We start from the raw sequence: 22,234 nt of genomic DNA on the forward strand, positions 1-22,234 counted from the left end.
ATTAAATTGATATAGTTAGATGAAAACTTCTTCAAATGTTAGGTTAAACTGAAAAAATATAGATAAGTTATTTAGACTATAAGTTATATTAGGAATAAAAATATATGCCTATATTTAAAATTTTCATTTACTTTTATGTCAATAGATTGTATTATATTAAAAAATAATTAAAGAGGGGGGTGGCGAGTATGACGCTAGACGGCGATCATGATGTTGACGGGATTACGAACACCCAAAGAAGGCATTCAAATGGATTTTGATGGTTGGACTATATATAAATTTCCAAATCAGGTGAGATAAATGCTAAAAAAATGGATAAAAACGAACCCAGGTAGAATATTCGCACTTATATTTTTTTCTGTAGTTTTGCAAGTTTTTTCAACAACTAGTTATTATTTAGTAAATCCTATGCTCAATGCAATCATGGATGGGAAATTTCAATTATTTATTATTATAATTATTAGTAAGTTTATTGTTGATCAAATTGCTAATGGAAGTTTAAGTTATGGTACTTATTTGTATGAAGTACAAACTCAAGATTTCTACCATAGCTTAAGAAAACAAAATGTAAAGTTTTATGTTGAAAATCCATCCAATCTCAGTGAAATGGAAAATGATTTGACTAGTAATTTAGATTTGCTTGATGAGAACTATTTTATGCAAGTATTTATTGCATTTAACAATATTTTATATGTAGTATGTGTTTTTCTTGCTTTATTAAGTTACAATTGGATCCTGGTATTTTATTCATTTTTTGTAGCTATTATTTCATTAATGGTGCCCAAAATTTTTGAAAAATTTTCAACTAAAGCAACTAATCAAATTGCAAGATCTAATAGTAATTATTTAGAAAATCTATATCAATGGATAGTTGCACTAGATGAAGTTCGTCGATATAGAATAGGAAATCAGTTAGTTAAGAACACTAGTGACGTAGGGCAAAAGCTTGAAAAAAGTGAAATTAATCAGCAAAAGGTTATTACATTTTCTACCTTTTGCCAAAATTTAATTGAATTATTTGGAATTTTCGGTATCCCAGTGATTGCCGGTATATTGTACTTTCAAAATAAAGTTCAATTTGGAACAATAGTTGCAGCTGGCTATTTAGCAAATGGAATATTTAGTTCCTTAGGTGAAGCAATATCTGCACTAACTATTGCTCGTTCTACTCATGAAGTTAGACAAGAATTAAATAAATATTGTAAAACCAAGCCGGCATTGCCGATCAATAAGTTAAAAACTATAAAAATTGAAGATGGAAAAGTAAAATTTAGCAATAATGATGTATTATCTTATAATTTTGAATTAAATTATGGAGATCATATTTTAGTTACAGGCCCTAGTGGCAGTGGAAAATCTACGTTGCTAAAAATAATTACAGGGCAGCAAAAATTAGCTTCCGGCACTATTAAATATTTGAATTTTGAGGATAAGCCTAAAAAGTTTAATCTGAGTCAATTGGGGTATTTACCTCAAGAAAATATATTATTCCCAGGATCGATTTTAAAAAATATTACTATGTTTAATGATAAATTGGATGCGGAAGCAAAAGAAATAGTTAATGATGTCCAATTAGCTAAAGATTTAAGTAAATTCGATAAGGGAATATATACTGAAATTGATCCAAACAATATAACTTTGTCTGGTGGGCAGAAACAAAAAATATTTTTAGCCAGGGCCCTAATACATCCCGCCAAATTTTTACTATTGGATGAGGCACTGAGTGCAATTGATTCTAAAACCTCTACTTTGATTATAAAGAGATTACTTAAAGAAAAAACTGTATTACTTGTAGCTCATAACTTGTCATCAAGTCAAAAGGAACTTTTTACGAAAGAGATCCATTTACACGAGGAGGATTAATATGACAATTAGAACACTATTCAGAATTAATCCACTAAGGTTTATAGTTTCCTTAACGCTTGAAGGAATGTCTGCTATATTAGTAGTACTCGAGACATATTTTCTAACCATTCAATTTGATAAAATAAAAATTCGTGATTATCGTGGCTTTTTTCTGTTTGCTTTTTTACAAATTATTAGTTTTATCTTAAGTAGTGGATTTAAGCAGCTAGGAAATTATCTGTGGACTGTTCAAGTACAAAATGGATTTCATCAAATTCGAAAAAATTTTCTAGATAGTCTGGTAAAAAATAAACAAGCATATCATCCTGACATTGTTCAGAATCAATTAGTTAAGAACCTAAAAATTGTAAAAGAAGGGTATACGGATTCAATAAAAGATGCAGTGTATCAAGGTGTCCTATTACTATTTATTACTACTACCTTACTACAGCTACAATGGGAAATATTTGTAATAGCACTAATCTGGTCTTTTATTCAATTGTATTTACCAAAGCTATTCGATAAGAAGTTAGATATAGCTTATAGTAATTTATCCGAGCAAAATAAAAAGTATCTAAATACATTAAATAATTGGTTAATTGGATTAAATGAAATTAGAAGATATACAGCTACAGAGCACTTATTTAAAATTCTGGGACACGCTGGTAAGAACGTTGAAAAGTCAGTTATTAGTAAAAGCAAAGTTGAACAGGAAATAGAATATTTAAATAGTTTAATATATAATTTAGGAGATAGTGTATTGTTTATCATTACTGCCATAATAATTATTTTTTATGATGGTAATTTTGGATTAATTGCAAGTATCACTAGCTTTAATTTCTATTTATTCGGTTCATTGATGAATATTTCAACGTACCGTGTAAAAATTAAAGGAACTAAACAAATTAGAGATGAATTAACTGTTGATAGAGCAGAAACATACACATATACAGATACAGGTGAAAGTCCTAGTGGTTTTAAGATAGAAAATTTAAAAATCAAATTTTCAAATGGTCAAAGTATCTCTTATCCTAATTTTATAGTTAAGTCGGGGGAGAAAGTACTTTTAACTGGTAAGAGTGGCAGAGGAAAATCTACTCTGTTTAAATTAATATTAGGTGATTTGTTACCTAATAATGGTGAAATCATATATTTTAACAATGAGAATAAAGAGATTTTACCAAATTATAGTCAAATTGGTTATTTGTCACAAAGCCCAATCTTGATTCCAGGAACAATATTAGAAAATATAACTATGTTTAAACCTAGCTTAATACCACGTGTATCTAAAATAGAGCAAGAGGTACAACTAGTAGGTGAATTTAGTGAAGGACTAGATACTAAATTAGATCTAGTTAATGAAAATTATTCTGGTGGTCAAAAACAAAAAATTGTTTTAGCGCGTAGTTTAGTTCATGATAGTAATTTGTTACTAATTGATGAAGGAACAAGTGCTATTGATCAGAAAGCCACACTAGAAATTATTAAGAATTTAGTGAAGACTAAAAAAACGATAGTATTTATTGCGCATAGCTTAACTCCTGAAATGAAAGAATTATTTGATCGAGAAATCAATCTAGATAAGGAAGAATAAAATTTGATAGGCACTATAAGGCTGAGTTCAAAAAACATAGATTGTAGTGACCCAACAAAATGGGACACTTTATTGATATTAAGCTACTAAGGCTTGATTCCGATATTCTTTCGGAGCCAGGCCTTTTAGTTTCTTCTTTGTTCTTTCAGTATGTGATAGTGGATGTAGTCAATGATTGCTTGATCAAGTTCATCAAGATTAGCATAAGCAGATTTTTTACCGTAAAATATTCTTTCTTAAGAATACCAAAAAAGCCTTCTATGAGGCAGCAGCCTTTACGAGATATGCTTTGTGTAATACTACTAATCCTGTGTTTTAAAATGTCTAATTTTTGGGTCTCAGTTCACTTGCCCAAAAATTAGGGTTTGACTTTTTAGTTAATTTTCAATAATTTTGCCAGCCGAATTACGAGAGAAGTGCTTCAAGAAATTCCATGAATAATTCGCTTCAGCTTTATGTGGTTCATGTATCGCTTTGGCGACCATGACAAATTGGGCAAAGGGAGCTTCATAGCCTTTTTTGTAGTAGTCATTAACGGTCCAGATTGTACCGTTAGTTTGATGTCTTGTGGTTTTATCGGGAGTGTATCCCCAATACGGCGTCTGTTGGTAATTAGCTTTTTTGCCTGCGTATTTCATGTTGTTATAACGAAACAGAGTCTGAATTGCAGTTCGTACGTCTACTCTTACCATTGGATTGTCTTGGCTGGTGTACTCTGTGGCTTCTCTAGATCCTGAAATAAATTGAAAAGGGATTAGGTATTTGCTCTTTTTCTTGGTTAAATCGTTTGCCCAGCCATATGCAGCGATACCGGCAAACATGCGCGGATGTTCATTGACCATTGCAATTGAGGTGGCACCACCGTTAGAAAAGCCTAGTGAGTAGGTGCGGTGGGGATCAACGGAATAGTGGCTTTGGGCATAGCGCACTACTTTGCTGATGAAGGGAACATTGTCATAGGTTACATAGTCGTCGTAGGTGGGTGAAATAACTAAGATATTGGCACTTTTAGCTTTAGCTGCCCAACCTGATCGAATCGCTTCTTTTTGAGGGTCGCCTCCTGTACCATGCATAAACAAAACAAGCGGTACTCGTTTCTTGCCATAAAGTGCAGCTTTGCGGCCATAAACATAAACTCGGTTGTTGTTGATCCGATATGAAGCAATTGGCTGGGTGCTGGATGAGGATGAATTTTTATTAGCATTATTTGTCGACTTGCTGGTGTTTTTCCATGAAAAAACAGTAAGTCCGCCAATTAAAAGCAGGATTATCAGCCCAATGGTCAAGCTGAATTCGGTAGATTTTTTCATCATAGTCACGCTTTCTAAGCAGTCTAGCAATACCATACATTCAATGCATACTTGGGTAAGAAACCGTTACTGTGCAAGGGAAAGTATGGATGATAATATTTGAACATGACAAAGATGATTAACAACATTATATCTAGGAGGCAATATTAAATGCAAAGCCAAAAAGTAGTTTTCAAAAATAAGGATTTAGACCTACGCTTATCAGGAATTTTATACTCTCCGGACAACTTTAACTTAAGCAATGACTATCCTGCAATTGTAGTTACAGGCCCAATGCTTTCAATTAAGGAACAAGCTCAAAGCGTATACGCACAACGTTTGGCTGATCTTGGCTACATTACCTTAGTCTTCGATGGCTCATACTTTGGCGAAAGTGAAGGGATGCCTCGGCAACAAGAATTGCCAGAAGTTAAGGAAACGGATATTGAAGGTGCAGTCGACTTTTTGGAAAGCCTGCCATTTGTAGACAATAACCGCATTGGCGGGTTGGGAATCTGTGGCTCAGGTTCGTATATGTCAGTTGCGGGCGTTAAGGAGCCACGGTTAAAGGCAATTGCAGCTATGGTACCAGCAATTGCAGATATCTCAAAATCTAACATGGCTTCTTTCTTCAAGCCGGCAGAACAAGTTGAAGCTGAAAAGAAGGCATATGAAGAAAACAAGGGTGAAGTAACGTACTTGAACTTCATGCCACGTGCTTTTGATGAAGGTGCGGCTTACTACTACACTAAACGTGGACAACGCCCAGGCTGGAGCAACCAAGTTGTTTCATGGAGTCAACTCAGTCTGGTTAAGTATAATGTTCCAAACATTATGAAAGATATGAAGAAGCCATATTTGGTAATTACTGGTGAGAATGCTTGGAGTAGAGATGCATCTACGGAAGTTTACAATGCAGTTCCAGGCGATGATAAAGAAATGCACGTTATTCCAGAAGCAGGGCACTTTGATCTTTACGATCTTGAACCTTATGTGAGCGAAGTATTTGACTACATTAAGCCATTCTTTGCTAAGAATCTTTAATGAAAAAAATAAAACAACGCAAAAACGCGATTTGGTTAATTCCAAGTCGCGTTTTTTGGCACTTATTAGCTTGGTCAATTATGGTAAAATGACCAAGCTAAGTTTTTTACCTAGTAATGAAAATTACTTAGTTATGGGCTATTTTCAAAAGTATCGAATATTTATCTATATCTACCTTGGTCAATCGTGGTAAAATGACCAAACAAGGACTATTGATGACTAAGAAGGAGAGTAAATACCAATGAAGGCATTTGACTATGATACTTTGAATCATCTTCGAATGAGTAATGAAGTAATAAAAAAACTGACCACGATCTACCAATTGCGAGGGGAAACCTCTAGCTATGCGATTGACTATCACGAAGAGTTGGAAAAATTGGTTGCAGTTGCTAAGATTCAAAGTACCGATGCTTCTAATCGAATTGAAGGTATCTACACTTCAGATTCACGCTTGAAGAAAATTATGACAGACAAAGTGCACCCCCATGATCGAAGTGAACAAGAAATTGCGGGCTATCGGGATGTGTTGGCTTTAATTCATGAGAATTCACAATATATGCCGATCAACACCAATACGGTTTTAGCGATGCATAAAATGCTTTTTAAGTATACCGGTGATAATTGGGGAGGCAAATTCAAGGATATTAACAACCAAATAATTGCTCAGTATGCTGATGGACATCAAGAGATACGAATTACTCCGCCCGAAGCCTTTATAACGCCAGAACTAATTGAGCAATTGTGCCAACGTTACAACCTGGCCTTTGAAAAGGCCGATATATCTCCTTTGCTGCTTTCAGCTGCATTTGTTTTTGATTTTGTATCGATTCACCCATTCCGTGACGGCAATGGTCGCATGTCTCGGTTGTTAATGTTGCTCACCTTATACCGTTCTGGATTTGAGGTGGGAAAATATATTAGTTTGGAAAAAATAATTGAGGATAGTAAGGGGAGCTACTATGAAGCCTTAGCTGCTAGCTCTCAAGGCTGGAAGGAAAATCAAAATGACTACCTTCCTTTCATTGATTACTATCTTGGAATAATAGTCAGCGCTTACCGTGAACTGATTGATCGAATTGGGATTTTTCACAATAGACGTCCCTTGTCTGCTGAGCAAATGATAATTAAAACGCTGCAACAGCAGCTTAAACCTCTAGCTAGAGCAGAATTGGTTGAGCTGATCCCACGTTATAGTGAAACGACAATTCAACGATGTCTTCGCAAACTAAAGCGTGAGGGGACCATTAAAGCTGTGGGAAGCGGAAGGTATGTAAAATACGTGATAAAAAATTAGTAGTAGGCATAATGCAAAAACGCGATTTGGTTAATTCCAAGTCGCGTTTTTTGGCACTTATTTTTCCTGCGTTTCACGTGAAACTGCACAAGACAATCAAGAATGGTGCACATCAATATTTAAATGTGATACATGATCTACTATCGTTGCCATCAAAACGGACGTCACAAATTGTGACCTAAGTTTGAAAAAATGACTTTATTGGAGGATTTGTTTTGAACAAAAAACTTATTGTTTCATGTGAAACACATAGACTTTGATGAGCTTCCATCTATTTCGGTATCAGATATTTCATGGGCAGCAGATCATTCTTGTAACTTTAACTGGTAATTAGCTAGAAATGTTTTAGAAAAATCATCTGGGAGTTTATTCTCCTGGTTAAACATAACGATCATTGCATGGAAATTTTGATAGCTTCGTAGGGTAAAACGAGGTAACTGTGCTTCTAAAATCTTTTTAGCGCGTTCATAAGCGGGGATTTCACAGCCTAGGCAGGCAAACAACCGCCGCGAATAAGTATCCACGACAAACTCGCTCTTTTGTATAGCATATAGCAGAATTACATCGGCTGTCTCTGGCCCGATTCCTTTTATTGCTAAAAGTTCTTTGCGCAGTTTTTCTTTTGGTTGCAGTTGTACTGCTTCTAGATCAAAATTATATTGCTGAAAATAAGCTGCAAGGTTTTGAATGGTTGCGGCTTTGCGCGTGTATGAGCCTGAAGACTTGATCGTTTGCTTTAAGTCATCAAGCGGCATAGTTAAAATCTTTTCGGGATCAAAGTTCGTTGCTTGATACAGCTGTTTTAATGCTTTGTCGACATTTTTCCAATTAGTATTTTGAATTAGTACGGTAGACCAGATAACTTCCCAATCTGAACGACCCGGCCACCAGCCATTGGGATCCATGTGGTCGTACATGATGTTATAAAGGTCTAATAGGGAAATTGTAGTTGGCATAAAATCACCTCACCAAGATAACTATATTAAATAGCAAATCGAACCGAATAAAAAACGATCCAGCTGGATCGCTTTTGCTAGTTCTTAAAACTATGAATTGGTGCTGGAATTCGGCCGCCGCGATGGATCATCTTGGCTGAGCTTGCTGAGTTCACCGCCATAATTGGTGCGTGGCCCAAAAGACCGCCAAATTCAACAGTATCGCCGACTCCTTTGCCTTTAACCGGAATAACTCTGACAGCAGTAGTCTTATTGTTGATCATTCCAATAGCTGCTTCGTCAGCAATCATGCCACTAATTGTTTCAGCAGGCGTGTCGCCAGGGACAGCGATCATATCAAGGCCAACTGAGCAGACAGCCGTCATGGCTTCCAGCTTGCTGATGTCTAATCGGCCAGCATTAACGGCATCGATCATACCGGCATCTTCTGAAACTGGAATAAAAGCACCAGATAAGCCACCGACTGCATTGCAGGCCATGATTCCACCTTTTTTCACAGCATCATTCAACATGGCCAAGGCTGCGGTAGTACCATGAGTACCGACTTGTTCCAGGCCGATTTCTTCAAGTACTTGAGCAACTGAATCGCCGACTGCTGGGGTAGGGGCAAGTGAAAGGTCGACAATTCCAAATGGTACATTGAGTCGTTTGGAAGCTTCGGTACCTACTAGTTGTCCCATCCGAGTGATTTTAAAGGCAGTTTCTTTAATAGTATTGGCAACAACGTCTAATGGCTGGCCGGCTACTTTTTCAAGTGCTGCTTTAACAACACCTGGTCCGGATACGCCAACGTTAATGACGGTATCAGCTTCACCTACGCCATGGAAGGCACCAGCCATGAATGGATTATCTTCTACCGCATTGCAGAAAATAACCAGTTTAGCATTTGTCATTAAGTCGAGCTCTGAAGCTGCCTTGACTACTTGCCCCATTTGAGCAACTGCATCCATGTTGATACCAGCTTTAGTTGAGCCGACATTGACAGATGCACATACTAATTCAGTTTCATGCAAAACTTGTGGCAAGGAAGCAATTAACGTTTCATCGCCGCTTTGGTAGCCTTTTTGAACTAAGGCAGAAAAACCGCCGATAAAGTTAATGCCGATTGCTTTGGCTGCCCGATCCAAGGTCTTGGCGTATTTTAAGTAGTCGCGATCCTTGCTGGCTGCTGCGATAAGCGAAATTGGTGTTACCGAAACACGTTTATTGATGATTGGAATACCATATTCAGCTTCGATTTGCTCGCCGACCTTGACTAGATCTTTTGCCTTGGTGGTGATTTTGTCGTAAATTTTCTGGCATGCCCGGTCACTGTCGCTGTCGATGCAGTCAATCAGCGAGATTCCCATCGTGATGGTTCTGATATCCAGATTCTCATCAGAGATCATATGGGCTGTTTCAAAAATCTGTGTTGCGTCCATCTTGTCCTCCTAAAGCTGGTGCATTGACTTGTATAATTCAGCGTTGCGGAAGGTGATCGTCAAGTCATTTGCGTGACCTAATTCTTGCAATTGATCAGAAGTTTCCTTGAGATTAGAAGTTTCAGGCAATTCAGTCATCATCATCATGGTGAAGTAGCCATCCATAATGGTTTGGCTCAAGTCTAAAATGTTGATGTTTTTTTCTGCTAAAAAGCTGCTGACTTTAGCAATAATGCCAACTTGGTCCTTGCCAACAACAGTGAGTATTGCTTTCATATTTTTTCCTCGCTAAATACTGCTAGTTTTTTGTTTTAAGCTTATCACGGCTGGTAGTAGAAAAAAAGCTGAAAAGGGCTAACAACTAGATAAAAATATTTCCTGGGAAATTTTTTGCTAGCAACTGCTGGCTGAGAAACCATTTTGACGAGCAAAAAAATCTGTGCTAGGATTAAAACATCAATGACATCAAGAAAGAGCTGTGGCGGAGCGATCGCCATAGCTCTTTTTCTTTTTTAGAAAGGAACCTTATGGAGAATAAAATAAAAGCAATTGACGTTTGGGGAATTGTAGCGATTGCCTTGCTAAGCTTTGTCGGAATTGTGACCGAGACCTCAATGAATGTTGCCTATCAAGCTCTATCGCATACATTTAATATTGCATTAGATACAACACAATGGATTACGGCAGGATATTTGCTGATGGTAACTGTTGTTATGGGGACCACGGCAAATTTATTCCGCCGCTTTAATTTGCGCAGCATTCATATTTTTGGGGTGCTTGCTTTTGTAGTTGGCGATGTTTTAGCAATGATAGCGCCAAATTTTACGCTGCTAATGATTGGTCGGTTAATTCAAGCAATCGCCACGGGTGTATCAACTCCGGCAATGTTTCACTCGATCTTTAGCAAAATACCGCCAGCCAAAAGAGGTTTGATGACTGGAATTGCAGGGATGGTAATTTCTTTTGCCCCAGCATTAGGCCCGACATATGGTGGCTATGTGCTGTCAATTCTTTCTTGGCGGGCAATATTTTGGTTTACTTTGCCGCTAGCTGCGCTCAGTTTGATCATTGGTTGCTTTACCATTATTGATGACGGTAAAAAAGAAGCGGAACCCTTCAATTATCTAGCATTTGTGATTCTGACTCTGGCTATGTTTGTCTGGATTTATGCTCTATCATTAATAGGAAAAGAGGGCTTTACTTGGAAATTCTGGCTATTATTTATCTGTAGTTGGATTATTTTTGCTATTTTTGTGCAAGTAAATCAAAAGAGTCAGGCAAGATTATTTGATGTAACAATTTTCAAGCGCTTGCCAGTTTCTTTAAACGGCCTTAGTTACTTCTTCTTACAATTTATTAATATCGGGATCTCTTTAGTTATTCCAACTTATGTTCAATATGCCTTGAAGGGCAGTGCGTTTATTTCTGGGCTGGTTTTGCTTCCAGGGGCAGTGCTTGGGGCAATTACTTCGCCAATTGCCGGCATCTTAGCAGATAGATTAGGATATCGCGTCCCGATTATTACCGGGGGAATATTGGCGGTTATTGGAACTGGCTTAATCTTATTTTTCCAAGCAAGTTTGACGCCAATAAAGCTGATTTTCTTCTTTATGCTTTTCCGGCTAGGCTTCAATTTAGCTTTTGCTAATACGATTTCTAATACCTCAACACAAGTTGAACGAAAAAACATGGCTGACGTGAGTTCGATTTTTAACATGATTCAGCAATTTGCTGGCTCTACCGGTACGATTTTTCTGGCTTCTTTGATGGCCTTATTTCAAAATAAGGGAACCGGTTCACTGGCACAAAGAACCTATGACGGTGGGAAGATCGACTTTATCATGATGGTAATCTTTGCGGTTATTGTCCTCATTGCGCTTTTAACCAGTTATTATCTTCAGGGGAAAAAGCAAAAATAATTATTTCCCAGGAAATATCTGCTATAATATCTCATTAACGGACCGCTTTGGCGGTTCTTTTTATTGAGGTGGTAAAGAATGCGTCTATTACTAACTGGAGATAGTATTATTGCTCGGCTTGAAGGGAAAGCAATCCCGCATATAAACTATAATTTAAAACGATTATTACCTAACTTGACAGTTGTAAATACTGCGATTCCCGGAATCAACAGCCAAAACCTGCTGGATAATTTAGATAGTTTAGTTTTAAATCGGACTAAGGCTAACTATGTTGTGATTTTGATTGGTGCTAATGACCTTGCTCGTCACAAACAAGTCAAGATTGCGCAATATCGGCAAAACCTGAAGCAAATTTGTCAAAAATTATTGCAGGAATATGCTTCATCAGAAATAATAATGATTACTCCTCCTGCTGTTGATGAAACTAAGCAGCGTTTTCGGGATAACCAATTAATTGGAGAATATAGTCAGGTCGTTAAGGAAGTTGCCTCAGAGTATCAGCTCGTTTTTATTGACCTCTACCAGCACATGCTAGAGCAACCGGACAAGGAGATTTATCGTGGTCTGCTAGATGATGGACTGCACTTTGGCGATTTAGGCTATAATTTATTAGCACAACTAATTGCTGAACAGGTTAAAGAATTGGGGGAATAATGTGACCAGGTACCAACAGATAATTTTAGACGTCGATGATACTTTGATTGATTCTAAGAAAACAGAAAACTATTCAATTAAGACGCTGTTTGCCCGCCATAACTGGAAACTAACGCCAGAATTGCAAAAAGCCTATCATACTTGGAACCAAGGGTTATGGCGAAAATTAGAGCAGGGCGAGATTAGTTACGATGAATTAAGCGTACGGACCTTTGGCGATTTTATGCGTGACCACATGAATTTGGAGGTTGATGGTCGAGCTCTGATTAATGAATATCGGTCATATTTTGGCCAATGTCATGAATTATTGCCAGGGGCACGAGACTTTTTAAAATATGCTAAACGGCAAGGCTATCAGCTGGCGGTTTTAAGCAATGGTGAAAGTTTCATGCAGCATAAACGCTTAAAAGACGCGGGGATTGAGGACATGTTTGACCTAATCGTGATTAGTGATGAAACGGGTTCTCAGAAGCCTGAGGCGGCAATCTTTGACTACTTTTTTGCTAAATCCCAGGTTGCACCAGAAAAGACGGTCTTTTTTGGCGACGGCTTGAAGTCCGATATTCTTGGTGCCGAAAACTATGGTTTTGACAGCATCTGGTATAATCACCGCCATCGGAAAGATACAATTGGCTTGCACCCGCTGTTTGAAGTTGATACCTACGAGGAATTTATCAAGCTTCTCCAGCATGATTTTAAGAAAACTTGGTAAGAATATGGCGAAAAAAGCGATAACTCTGCAGCTTGAAGAAGATTTATATAGACAAGCACAAGCTTACTTTAAAGCTAAGGGACTGGATTTTGATGAGGGAATCAGTCAGCTGCTTGAACAGGCCGTTAAACCTAAAAAGCCGGCGAAGGCGCAACACCACTATCGCAAGGCCTTGTCTGCAATTCCCTTTTACGTGGACTATCAGGGGGCAAAAGCTGAAGTTTATTGGCGTAAGCGCAATGAGCTAGCTATTTCTGCCGGTGCGATCTTAGTCAAAGAGGCCCCTTTAAATAAAGATGGCAGCTCCTAAGATGATGATGGCTGGAATGAAAAATGTCGAAAGAAAGACAAAGACCAGACCGATCAAAACCAGGGTAATGATGAAATGGATAAGTTTAAAGCCGATCTTGAACATTAACCAGATCAATAAAATGACTAAAAGCAAGTCCAATAACATGGGATTCCCTCCATTCGTATGATGATATTTTACTCTATTTGAGCAGGGAGGATAGTTAAGAATCTTTTAAATCAAACGTTCGTCCTGATAAGTAAGATATTTTTTAGTGCAGCAATCTCTGCTAAAATTTGAGGTGAAGAGTGTGGAGGGAGTACAATGCTTTATCAACAGATTTCTCATAATAAGCGCAATACTTGGTATGTTATGGCCCTATTTGGAGTATTGCTGCTGGCAGTAACAATTTTTATTACCTATTCTATAGGCTCGACAATCGGTTCTATTTTTTTGCTGGGCGGACTTATCTACGTTGTGTGGGTGTATTTCAATGCTGCTAAGCACTTGATGAAAATCACCAATGCGGTGGAAATCAAGCAAGAAGATAGTCCTGAACTTTACGAGATGGTTGAGGAACTTTGCTTAGCTGGCGGAATTCCCGTTCCTAAAATTTACATCACGCCAGAGGAAGCTCCGAATGCTTTTGCTACCGGCCGTGATCCAGAACATGCCAGCCTGGCTTTGACTAAGGGGCTGGTAGAAATAATGAACAAAGAGGAGATTCGTGGCGTAATTGGCCATGAATTGTCTCATATCCGAAATTATGATATCAGGTTTACCACGGTTGCCAGTGGGATGGTCAACTTGATTTATTATACTGGCGTTGGGATTTTGTTTGCCGGCTTGGGTATGGTGCTTTCTGATGAACATGGGATAATCGCGATGGCTTTTAGACTTTTGGGTCTATTCCTCGTATTTATTGGCGGAGTGATTTCGATTGTCGGCATACCGTTAGCTAAATTATTTTATCTAATGATTTCACGGCAACGTGAATATTTAGCTGATGTTGGTTCAGTTGACTTAACTCGCGATCCATCTGGGCTAATTTCTGCTCTAAGCAAGTTAGAAACAATTGAAACCAAAGCTGAATCGCAAGACATTATGGTTGATAGTCTGTATTTTGATAAGCCAGGCAAAAGCAATTTCTTTTCGCAGCTATTCTCAGACCACCCGCCACTAGATAAAAGAATTGAGCGCCTGCAAGAATCCAACAAGTAACTGGGACGTTTAGCGACCTTCAAACTTTTTTCATAAGCCTGGTGTACAATTACTTTTAGTAAGTGAAAAGAAAGGAAGACACAAAAATGACTATTTCTTCATTAACTGATACCTATAAATTAAATAATGGTCTGGAAATTCCAATTATTGGTTTTGGTACTTGGCAAACCCCCGATGGACAGGTAGCTGAAGATGCGGTTAAGGCAGCCCTAGATAGCGGCTATCGCCACATTGACACGGCAAGGGCCTATGGCAATGAGGCAAGTGTTGGTAGAGCAATTAAAGCATCTGGCGTGAAACGTTCTGATTTGTTTATTACAACTAAGTTGTGGAATTCCGACCATGGCTATCAAAAAACTAAGCAAGCAATTGATCATAGCTTGCTGGAATTGGGGCTGGACTACTTAGATTTATATTTGATCCACTGGCCAAACCCGGCTGCCATGCGCGATCATTGGGCAGAACTTAATGCTGAAAGCTGGGAAGCGATGGAAGAGGCAGTTAAGGCTGGCAAGATTCGGTCAATTGGTATTTCCAACTTTAGAAAACGCCATATTGATGAATTGCTGAAGACGGCAAAAATTAAGCCGGCAGTAAATCAAATCATGCTTAACCCAAGCGATCTGCAAGAAGAAACTGCTGAATACAGCAAAAAGCAGGGAATGCTGCTAGAAGCTTATAGTCCGCTAGGAACCGGTGGCCTGTTGGGAAATGAAACCGTCAAGCAAGTTGCGGAACGTTACGGCAAGTCACCAGCGCAAGTATTAATTCGGTGGTCGTTGCAACATGGCTTTTTGCCTTTGCCGAAATCCGTCCATGCTGAATATATCAAGGCAAATGCCGACGTATTCGACTTTGAATTAAGCAGCGCAGATCTAAAATTGCTTGATGGTTTGCATGGTGCTAGTGATTTGGCACTTGATCCAGATAAAGCTAACTTTTAGTTTCATGTGAAACAAAATGCGTCTCCTGATGAGGCGCATTTTTTATATTTCAGTAATTGTCAAAAATTTTCTTGGACAAAAGACCTTTCTAGCGTATTATTTAGGAGATAAGTGACAAGGAGGTCTTTTATGAGTAGACGGATCACGGCTGGCGTTTCTGCCGTGTTGTTGGTGATCTTGACGGTTATGGTCACCACCGGAAACGCCATCGTAACGAAGACAGATAACTTGTTTGCAAACTTTGCAGCAAGTACTGTCAATCCAGTAAGTACAATTCTGTTTAAGATTATCAAGTTTTTGGCTAGTCCGGCATTTACAAGTGTTTTGATGCTGGCTTTAGTAGTTTATTTATTTTATAAACGCAGCCAGGGGCTTAGTGTTTGGCTAGCTATCAGCTTTTTTGGCGGAAGCGCAATTGCTTGGGTTATTAAGCACCTTGTTCGTCGTCCGCGTCCAGCAGGCGCATCTAAGAGCGATGATGGTTTTAGTTATCCAAGTGGACACGTACTTTGTGCAGCGATGTTGGTTATTTTAGCTTTAGTAATTTTGTATCATAATACTGAAGATACTAAAACAAGAGTAATTTGGACAATCGTCGGCTGTGTTTGGATTCTGCTCGTAATGTTCGATCGGGTTTATCTACAAGCTCACCACATTACTGATACGCTAGCTTCGGTTTTATTGGCTAGCTGCTGGTTAGGTTTAACTTATGAGTTTAGGCCACAAGAATTAAAGACGCGAAGAAGATATTATTAAGAAAGATCCTTACAGTTGTTAGTTATGAAACTAACGCTGTAAGGATCTTTTTTAGATTGTTTGATTTAAGGAGATCATTTCAATTAAGGTTTGAGCAGTTGAGCTGCCCTCATTGCCAACTTTTAAGCCGCTGCGCTGTAAGGCTTGTTCGATATTGTCAGTTGTTAACAAGCCAAAGGTTAGGGGGATAGTGCCTTGCAGGTTCAGCTGCATGACTGCATTGGTGACATTATTGATAATTAAGTCGTAGTGATCAGTTTCGCCCTTGATCACAGCGCCCAAAGTCATTATGCCGTCATATTTGCTGCTTGCCAAAACTCTTTTAGCAGTAAAGCCGATCTCAAAAGCCCCGGGTACCCAATAAACATCAACGTTGTCGCGGTTTACCCCGAACTGGGCCAAGGTTCGCTCGGCTCCGGCGACTAGTTTTCGAGTGACGGTTTCATTGAACTTTGATGCGACAATGGCGATGCGTGGATCAGCTGCGATTAATTTGCCTTCAAATTCCATTTTATTTTTCCTTTCTTCTATTATATGAGGTTATCAAAGGTTAACCAGCATATGGTTGAAGCGGTCGCGTTTAGTTTCCAGATAAAAACGATCAATGCTGTTAGCTGGCATTTCCAAGGGGATGCGGTTAGTGACCATGATCCCGTAATCAGCTAACTGGTTAATTTTATCGGGATTGTTGGTAAGCAGTTTGATTTGTTTAATTCCCAGGTCCTTAAACATTTGCGCGGCAACATCATAATGGCGCTGGTCAGGCTTAAAGCCCAGCATTTCGTTGGCATCATAAGTATCATGGCCTTGATCTTGCAAGGCGTAGGCCCGCAATTTGTTAGTCAGGCCAATTCCGCGGCCTTCTTGGCGCAAATACAGCAGGACACCGCTGCCAGCATCATCAATCATGCGCATGGCGGTGTGCAATTGGTCGCCACAGTCGCACCGCTTTGAACCAAAAGTGTCACCAGTCATGCATTCAGAATGAATCCGCGTCAAGACCGGCTGACTAGGATCAATTTTTCCTTTTACCAGAGCTAAATTTCCGCCAGGATAAATCTTGATTTTGAAATTGCCGTAATCAGTTGGAAGATTTACAAAATCGCTGGGCTTACTCGCTGGACTTTTAACATATTCTTGCAGATCAGCAATTGTGAAGTAAGGCAGATGGTATTCGCGGGCGATCTCTTGCAGCCGCTTGCGCCGAGCCATGTGGCCATCATCATCGGTCACTTCGCAAATATAAGCAGCTGGGGCCGCACCAGCAAGTTTGGCAAGGGTGACAGAAGCTTCAGTGTGGCCGTTGCGTTCCAAAACGCCGCGGTCTTTGGCAACTAGTGGGAAGCAGTGGCCAGGGCGGAAGAAGTCTTCAGGTTTGGTAGTCGGATCGGCCAAAGCCTTAATTGTGGCAGCACGATCAAAAGCGGAAATCCCGGTAGTGGTAGTTTTGTAATCAACGCTGATGGTGAAGGCAGTGCCATATGGATCGGTGTTGTGGGCTTCCATGGGATGCAAGTGCAGGCGTTCGGCGATTTTGCGATCAATGCTGGTGCAAAGCAAGCCACGGGCATGCTTGGTCATAAAATTAATGTTTTCAGGAGTGACATATTGGGCCAAGCCGATCATGTCGCCTTCGGCTTCACGGTCTTCATCATCGGCGACGATTACCAAGCCGCCTTGTTTCATCCATTCGATAGCTGATTGAATCTTTTTAACATCCATTTTATATTCTCCTAGTTTTGTACTGCGACCTGTTGTGCCAGGTCATGGGCAACGTATTTTGCAATTACGTCGGTTTCAATATTTACGGCATCTCCGACCTTAAGCGCCGCCAAGTTGGTTTCATCTTGGGTGTGGGGGATTAGGCCGATAGAGAAAGTTTTTCCGTCGGCGTGCATAATTGTTAAACTGGTGCCGTTAATCGCAATGCTGCCTTGGCTGATAATTTGTTGTTTGAGTGCTGGCGGAATCGGAAAAGTTAATTCCAAAGCGTTTTCATTGCGCTTTTTGCTTAATAGCTTGACTGTGCCGTCAACATGTCCGCTGACAATGTGGCCATCAAAGCGGTCACCTAAGCGTAAAGAGCGTTCAAGATTTACTTGGTCGCCGACTTGGCGGTCTTTGAAAGTGGTCATATTGTAGGTTTGAGGCATCATTGTGACCGTAAAGTGTTGCTGGTCAAATGATTCAACCGTAAGACAGCAGCCGTTGATGGCGATTGAGTCGCCGATTTTCACCCCTTGTAAAATATCGGCTTGCGTTTCGACCGTCATGACAATAGTTTGGTCGGTTTTTTTAATAGCTGAAATGACAGCCTTGTTTGTTACTAATCCGCTAAACATGCTTGTAACCTGCGATTCTAAAATTGTCAGCTAAAGCGCTGAAGTGATATTGATAATCATTTTTATTTTCCTGCCATGCGGGAATGCCGTCTCCAAGGATTTCGGGCGACACATAGGTCAGAACTTCATCGGCTAGTCCAGCCTGTAAAAAGCTTTGAGCTACCCGGCGTCCGCCCTCAACATAGAGAGATTGCAATTCCTGTTCAGTTAAAGTCTTGATAACGGCTTGAATACTGTCACCATTGGTTTTGTGAATTTTCACAAAGTCAGGCAGGCTCACTTTCAGGAAATTATCATTTTCGGTAAAAATCCAAGTCGGTGCCAGGCCGTCAGTCAGGACCTTTATTTTCAGATGCTGTAATAAACGGCCCCGACGATCGAGTACGATGCGAATCGGCGGAAAATCAGTATTGGCTGTTGTCAGCAAGCTGGGATTGTCAATAATGGCTGTGGTTGAGCCGACTAAAATGGCTTGATACCGACTGCGTTCTTGATGCACGCAGTCATAGGCGGCCTGATTGGTAATTTGGGTTCGCTGCCCCAGATAGCCTAGCTGCTGATCATAACTGACAGCTTTTTTCAGGCAGACCCAGGGCCGCTTGTGCGTGTAAAAGAAGTTGTAGTGCTGGTTGAGCCGGCGGGCAGCTTGCTCTAAAACACCCAACTCAACTTGAATGCCATGATCGCGCAGTTTTTTGATGCCTTTGCCGGCTACGATTTGATGGGGATCTTCTTGGGCAATTACTACCCGCTTAATTCCGCTCGCAACAATCAAATCAGAACAGGGAGGCTGTTTTCCGGTATGATTGCATGGTTCCAATGTGACATACAGGGTTGAATTGAACAGCTGCTTCTTCGAGAGCTGACTGATTGCATCACGTTCGGCATGTGGCTGGCCGTAGTGATGGTGGTAACCGATAGCTAGTACCTGATCGTTTTTAACAACTACGGCACCAACTAGCGGATTTTTCCAAGTATTAGGGGCGCCTTTAGCAGCTGCTTCCAACGCCAACTCCATATATTGCTGGTCAGTCATAACTCTCACCTCGAATCTATAAAAAAAGAGCCTCGAATCACTTCGAGACTCCGCTTATCGTCAAAAATAGTGCGTCACAAAAAAACGCATACCTTCTCCCATCTAGACTGTAACTATCGGTACCCATTCGGGATTCAGCCGCTTAAAAAGCGGGTTGCGGACTTTACCGCCGGTCGGGAATTTCACCCTGCCTCGAAGAATTGTTATTCAATTCGCTTTATACTTTAGAACTATGTGTAAGCGTTGTCAATAAAAATGTGCTGGAAAAATTGCAAAATTGGAGTGAAGGCAAGAGGCTGTAGGAGAAAAAAATCAATTTTTGATAAATTTATTTACGGTCATACTAATTAAAGAAATGAAAATAAGTGATAAACCTAAAAATGAATAATCAAATTGATTCTTTAAATTGAAAACAAATTTGAAAAAAAACGTCCCAAATGGCATAAATAAAATGGCAATAGAAAAAATAATGCTGAAAACACGACCTATGTACTCTACTTTGGTATTTATTTGAACAAAAGTCATAAATTGAATATTGTAAATACCTAAAAACATATTGAACATAGCTATACAGACCGAAACCACAATCACTGAATGTGTTAGCAGAAAGAGTTGAGGACAGGGGATTAGTGATAACCCACATAGCATCATTAGTATAAATAACTTATTCGAAGAGGGATCTTTTTTCATTAATCCAGAAAGAGAAGCCCCAACTAACCCTCCAACTGACTCTGCAGTAAGAAATACAGCATATGCCTTTAATTTTGTTCCACTGAACGCGTATGTTGAAAATGGCAAAATTAGATTATATCCAGCTATGATAAAATTTATGACACTTGAAAAAATAACTATTACCATAATATTACGATTGAGAGTTAAGTAATGGAAGCCTTGAAATATTTGACTGATTGTTGTCGTTTTTTTAGTGTTAAGCTTTTGAGGACTTATGATAAATAGTTTTTGAAGCAAAAATCCTGAAATAAAAAAACTAATACTATCCAAGATTAAAGCACCACGATTGCCGATAAATTTAGCTATCATTAATGCTAATGTAGGACCACCTATTTGAACTATTTCGTTTACCGTTTCCAAAATAGAATTTACTTTACCAAGATTATTTTCATTAACAATTTCACGAAAAATGGCTTTATATGCTGGACTCCGAAAAGAAGAAATGATTGCAAAAACAATATTTATCACAATGACAGCATACAAGAAAACGTCATCAGGAATAAAAATAGATAGTAGAAAGCAAACCGATCCACTAAATAAGTCACAAATAAAAATGATATTTTTTCGATTTTTATAGTCTGACAATGCCCCCCCTAAAAAGTTGAAAAGAACACTGGTAAATACTTCACTACTTTGGTAAATAGAAAGAAGCCATCCACCGTTTTTACTGCCAGATAATAGGACAGAATTAACATAATCAAAAAGCATATCACCAAATTTTGAAATTGCACTGCTAGAGATTACTTTGGCAGTATTTTTTTCTCTACTTGCGAAAAAGATTTATTCATAATAGTTCCTCTTATTATAAGTTAAAAAATAGCTAGACATTTCAAATAATAGTGCTAAACTATTCAAATAATTATAACATCATTAGCAAAATATTCAATTTTGCTTCATAAATAAAAATAATATTATTTATATAGGAGAAAAAATAATGCAAAGAGGAAAAATAATATTGGTAGAAGGAATTTCAAATGCTGGCAAATCAACATTATGCAAGAATTTAGCTGACAAAAATGATTTTATAATCATTCCTGAGGGAATAAGATATTTAGAACGAAGGCTCCATGAAGAAGGGGATGACATTTTACTCGTTCCAGAAACAACGAAAGGATAAAGAGCAGACTAAAAGGCCTGACTCCGAAAGAATATCGGAATCAAGCCTTTAAGCAGCCTGCGTTTTAAACTGTCCAATTTTTTGGTCTCAGTTCAAAAACTACTTTTTATTATTCCTTGCTTGTATGAACAGCAAACAATAGTTCCTACTCTTTTGCATTTCTTGAAAATTATTGATGAAACGAAAATAAATGCTGATATTTTTGTAGTAACGACGAATAAAGAAAAAGTAAAAAATGAGAAATCAAAAACAACCTATGAAGTTGTTCAAGAATTTATTTCAGAAGGTGAAAAATATAAAGCTGTGCATCTTTTAAATTATCCGGGTGAAGATGGCATGATGGCTGATCAGCTGAATTTTGTCAAAGAAGAAATTTTTAAGAATTATAGTTTAACAGCAACCAAAACATACTTTTGCGTTTATAACGCAGATAGTCGTCCTGGTAAGCAGGCGATTTTGGAACTACAAAGAATTACATCAAAAGCTGAATATCCTTTGGTTATTCAAGAATATTCAGCGCTTTTCTCAAATTTACAATCCTTAAGCCCTATCATGAAAGGGTTCGCAGTTTATCAAACAAATTTTGAAATTACAAATGGACTGACTAATTCTGTTTTATATTCTAAATTCTTGAGAAATCATGTTGTTGGACATGGTTTGTGCCTAAGATTTGATTATTTACAAAAAATTGGTGGTTTCACCACTGATTACTGGTGTGAAGATATTTATCTTAGTTTTTACCTTAGAGATAAAGATGTTTCTATCTATCCAATGCTTGCTTTGGAATATGGAGAAACTCCAAAAAAATTGCTTATTTTAATGAAGCAAAACGCAAATTGGTTCAAGACGCTATCGGAAGCGAAGAAAATTTATCATAGCTTTCATCATGGGAATCTATATAATGCAAGGCTGTATTATTTGAATCAAATACGTGGAGCAATTGCTTGGCTTACATTACCAATAATTTATCGTAAATTGCAATAATAAATTGAACATTTATACTGCTTGATAGATATGATCTAATTCTTTCTCAAAGATTTCATCTGGAGTATGATATGCCAAGATCTTT

At 38.6% G+C, this 22,234-nt stretch carries 23 protein-coding genes, 1 pseudogene and 1 riboswitch; of the genes and pseudogenes, 14 read left to right on the top strand and 10 right to left on the bottom strand.

Going from position 1 to position 22,234, the window contains the following annotated elements:
* Window positions 1-300: 300 nt before the first annotated feature.
* Window positions 301-1,863 (top strand): ATP-binding cassette domain-containing protein, encoded by a 1,563-nt coding sequence (locus tag KI210_RS02165; protein WP_212780247.1) that lies wholly within the window; start codon window positions 301-303, stop codon window positions 1,861-1,863.
* Window position 1,864: 1 nt separating this feature from the next.
* Window positions 1,865-3,439, top strand: coding sequence for an ABC transporter ATP-binding protein (locus KI210_RS02170; protein ID WP_212780248.1), 1,575 nt, complete (start codon window positions 1,865-1,867; stop codon window positions 3,437-3,439).
* 377 nt (window positions 3,440-3,816) lie between these two features.
* Here KI210_RS02170 and KI210_RS02175 read toward each other — a convergent pair whose 3' ends face one another.
* Entirely contained in the window at window positions 3,817-4,752 is a 936-nt protein-coding gene (locus KI210_RS02175; RefSeq protein WP_212780249.1) for a CE1 family esterase, read from the bottom strand.
* Window positions 4,753-4,899: 147 nt separating this feature from the next.
* Between KI210_RS02175 and KI210_RS02180 the strand changes: the two genes are divergently transcribed.
* Complete coding sequence (locus KI210_RS02180) at window positions 4,900-5,772, top strand: alpha/beta hydrolase (RefSeq protein ID WP_212780250.1); 873 nt, start codon at window positions 4,900-4,902, stop codon at window positions 5,770-5,772.
* A gap of 241 nt (window positions 5,773-6,013) precedes the next feature.
* The gene (locus KI210_RS02185; RefSeq protein WP_212780251.1) at window positions 6,014-7,066 is read left to right on the top strand and encodes a Fic family protein; all 1,053 of its coding nucleotides are present in this window, start codon (window positions 6,014-6,016) and stop codon (window positions 7,064-7,066) included.
* 305 nt (window positions 7,067-7,371) lie between these two features.
* Here the strand turns inward: KI210_RS02185 and KI210_RS02190 are convergent, their stop codons facing one another.
* The 3 genes from KI210_RS02190 to KI210_RS02200 all read right to left on the bottom strand — a co-directional run bounded on the left by KI210_RS02190 (window position 7,372) and on the right by KI210_RS02200 (window position 9,719).
* Window positions 7,372-8,022 carry an endonuclease III domain-containing protein gene (locus KI210_RS02190; RefSeq protein WP_212780252.1) on the bottom strand — a complete coding sequence of 217 codons (651 nt, stop codon included), beginning with the start codon at window positions 8,020-8,022 and terminating at the stop codon, window positions 7,372-7,374.
* Window positions 8,023-8,099: 77 nt separating this feature from the next.
* The gene (locus tag KI210_RS02195) at window positions 8,100-9,443 is read right to left on the bottom strand and encodes a PFL family protein (protein WP_212780253.1); all 1,344 of its coding nucleotides are present in this window, start codon (window positions 9,441-9,443) and stop codon (window positions 8,100-8,102) included.
* Between the two features lie 9 nt (window positions 9,444-9,452).
* Window positions 9,453-9,719, bottom strand: a complete 267-nt coding sequence (locus KI210_RS02200; RefSeq protein WP_212780254.1) for an ACT domain-containing protein — start codon at window positions 9,717-9,719, stop codon at window positions 9,453-9,455.
* 251 nt (window positions 9,720-9,970) lie between these two features.
* On the opposite strand from KI210_RS02200, the gene KI210_RS02205 reads away from it, so the two are divergent.
* The 4 genes from KI210_RS02205 (at window position 9,971) to KI210_RS02220 (ending at window position 13,038) form a co-directional block, all read left to right on the top strand.
* Window positions 9,971-11,362 (top strand): MFS transporter, encoded by a 1,392-nt coding sequence (locus tag KI210_RS02205; RefSeq protein ID WP_212780255.1) that lies wholly within the window; start codon window positions 9,971-9,973, stop codon window positions 11,360-11,362.
* A 78-nt stretch (window positions 11,363-11,440) separates the two neighbouring features.
* The gene (locus KI210_RS02210) at window positions 11,441-12,016 is read left to right on the top strand and encodes a DUF459 domain-containing protein (protein ID WP_212780256.1); all 576 of its coding nucleotides are present in this window, start codon (window positions 11,441-11,443) and stop codon (window positions 12,014-12,016) included.
* A gap of 1 nt (window position 12,017) precedes the next feature.
* Entirely contained in the window at window positions 12,018-12,728 is a 711-nt protein-coding gene (locus KI210_RS02215; RefSeq protein WP_212780257.1) for a YjjG family noncanonical pyrimidine nucleotidase, read from the top strand.
* Complete coding sequence (locus tag KI210_RS02220; protein ID WP_212780258.1) at window positions 12,706-13,038, top strand: type II toxin-antitoxin system CcdA family antitoxin; 333 nt, start codon at window positions 12,706-12,708, stop codon at window positions 13,036-13,038. Before KI210_RS02215 ends, KI210_RS02220 begins: the two co-directional genes overlap by 23 nt.
* Here the strand turns inward: KI210_RS02220 and KI210_RS02225 are convergent.
* Complete coding sequence (locus KI210_RS02225; RefSeq protein WP_212780259.1) at window positions 13,015-13,185, bottom strand: hypothetical protein; 171 nt, start codon at window positions 13,183-13,185, stop codon at window positions 13,015-13,017. The genes KI210_RS02220 and KI210_RS02225 overlap by 24 nt on opposite strands.
* 156 nt (window positions 13,186-13,341) lie before the next feature.
* Here KI210_RS02225 and KI210_RS02230 point away from each other — a divergent pair, with 156 nt between their 5' ends.
* From KI210_RS02230 to KI210_RS02240, 3 genes are all read left to right on the top strand, one after another.
* Window positions 13,342-14,238 carry a M48 family metallopeptidase gene (locus KI210_RS02230; protein WP_212780260.1) on the top strand — a complete coding sequence of 299 codons (897 nt, stop codon included), beginning with the start codon at window positions 13,342-13,344 and terminating at the stop codon, window positions 14,236-14,238.
* Between the two features lie 86 nt (window positions 14,239-14,324).
* A complete protein-coding gene (locus KI210_RS02235) occupies window positions 14,325-15,182 on the top strand; it encodes an aldo/keto reductase (RefSeq protein ID WP_212780261.1) in 858 nt (285 codons plus the stop codon).
* A gap of 129 nt (window positions 15,183-15,311) precedes the next feature.
* Window positions 15,312-15,938 carry a phosphatase PAP2 family protein gene (locus KI210_RS02240; RefSeq protein WP_212780262.1) on the top strand — a complete coding sequence of 209 codons (627 nt, stop codon included), beginning with the start codon at window positions 15,312-15,314 and terminating at the stop codon, window positions 15,936-15,938.
* A gap of 51 nt (window positions 15,939-15,989) precedes the next feature.
* Here the strand turns inward: KI210_RS02240 and ribH are convergent, their stop codons facing one another.
* From ribH to KI210_RS02265, 5 genes are all read right to left on the bottom strand, one after another.
* Entirely contained in the window at window positions 15,990-16,448 is a 459-nt protein-coding gene (gene ribH, locus KI210_RS02245; RefSeq protein WP_212780263.1) for a 6,7-dimethyl-8-ribityllumazine synthase, read from the bottom strand.
* Window positions 16,449-16,481: 33 nt separating this feature from the next.
* Entirely contained in the window at window positions 16,482-17,660 is a 1,179-nt protein-coding gene (ribA, locus tag KI210_RS02250; RefSeq protein WP_212780264.1) for a GTP cyclohydrolase II, read from the bottom strand.
* 11 nt (window positions 17,661-17,671) lie between these two features.
* Window positions 17,672-18,280, bottom strand: coding sequence for a riboflavin synthase (locus KI210_RS02255; protein ID WP_212780265.1), 609 nt, complete (start codon window positions 18,278-18,280; stop codon window positions 17,672-17,674).
* Window positions 18,273-19,316 carry a bifunctional diaminohydroxyphosphoribosylaminopyrimidine deaminase/5-amino-6-(5-phosphoribosylamino)uracil reductase RibD gene (ribD, locus tag KI210_RS02260; RefSeq protein ID WP_212780266.1) on the bottom strand — a complete coding sequence of 348 codons (1,044 nt, stop codon included), beginning with the start codon at window positions 19,314-19,316 and terminating at the stop codon, window positions 18,273-18,275. Before ribD ends, KI210_RS02255 begins: the two co-directional genes overlap by 8 nt.
* An 86-nt stretch (window positions 19,317-19,402) precedes the next feature.
* A riboswitch (FMN riboswitch) is annotated at window positions 19,403-19,520 on the bottom strand.
* A 108-nt stretch (window positions 19,521-19,628) separates the two neighbouring features.
* On the bottom strand, window positions 19,629-20,828 hold the full coding sequence (locus KI210_RS02265; RefSeq protein ID WP_281412854.1) for an MFS transporter: 1,200 nt from the start codon (window positions 20,826-20,828) through the stop codon (window positions 19,629-19,631).
* 154 nt (window positions 20,829-20,982) lie between these two features.
* Here KI210_RS02265 and KI210_RS02270 point away from each other — a divergent pair, with 154 nt between their 5' ends.
* The 3 genes and pseudogenes from KI210_RS02270 to KI210_RS02275 all read left to right on the top strand — a co-directional run bounded on the left by KI210_RS02270 (window position 20,983) and on the right by KI210_RS02275 (window position 22,149).
* Window positions 20,983-21,165 carry a hypothetical protein gene (locus KI210_RS02270; RefSeq protein WP_212780268.1) on the top strand — a complete coding sequence of 61 codons (183 nt, stop codon included), beginning with the start codon at window positions 20,983-20,985 and terminating at the stop codon, window positions 21,163-21,165.
* Window positions 21,150-21,233, top strand: a pseudogene (locus KI210_RS09150) (IS3 family transposase); the annotation flags it as partial. The gene KI210_RS02270 and the pseudogene KI210_RS09150, both read left to right, overlap by 16 nt.
* Before the next feature lie 13 nt (window positions 21,234-21,246).
* Window positions 21,247-22,149, top strand: coding sequence for a glycosyltransferase family protein (locus KI210_RS02275; RefSeq protein WP_212780269.1), 903 nt, complete (start codon window positions 21,247-21,249; stop codon window positions 22,147-22,149).
* The last annotated feature ends 85 nt before the right edge of the window (window positions 22,150-22,234 follow it).

This window comes from Lactobacillus corticis, assembly GCF_018327645.1.
Taxonomy (GTDB): Bacteria; Bacillota; Bacilli; order Lactobacillales; family Lactobacillaceae; genus Lactobacillus; species Lactobacillus corticis.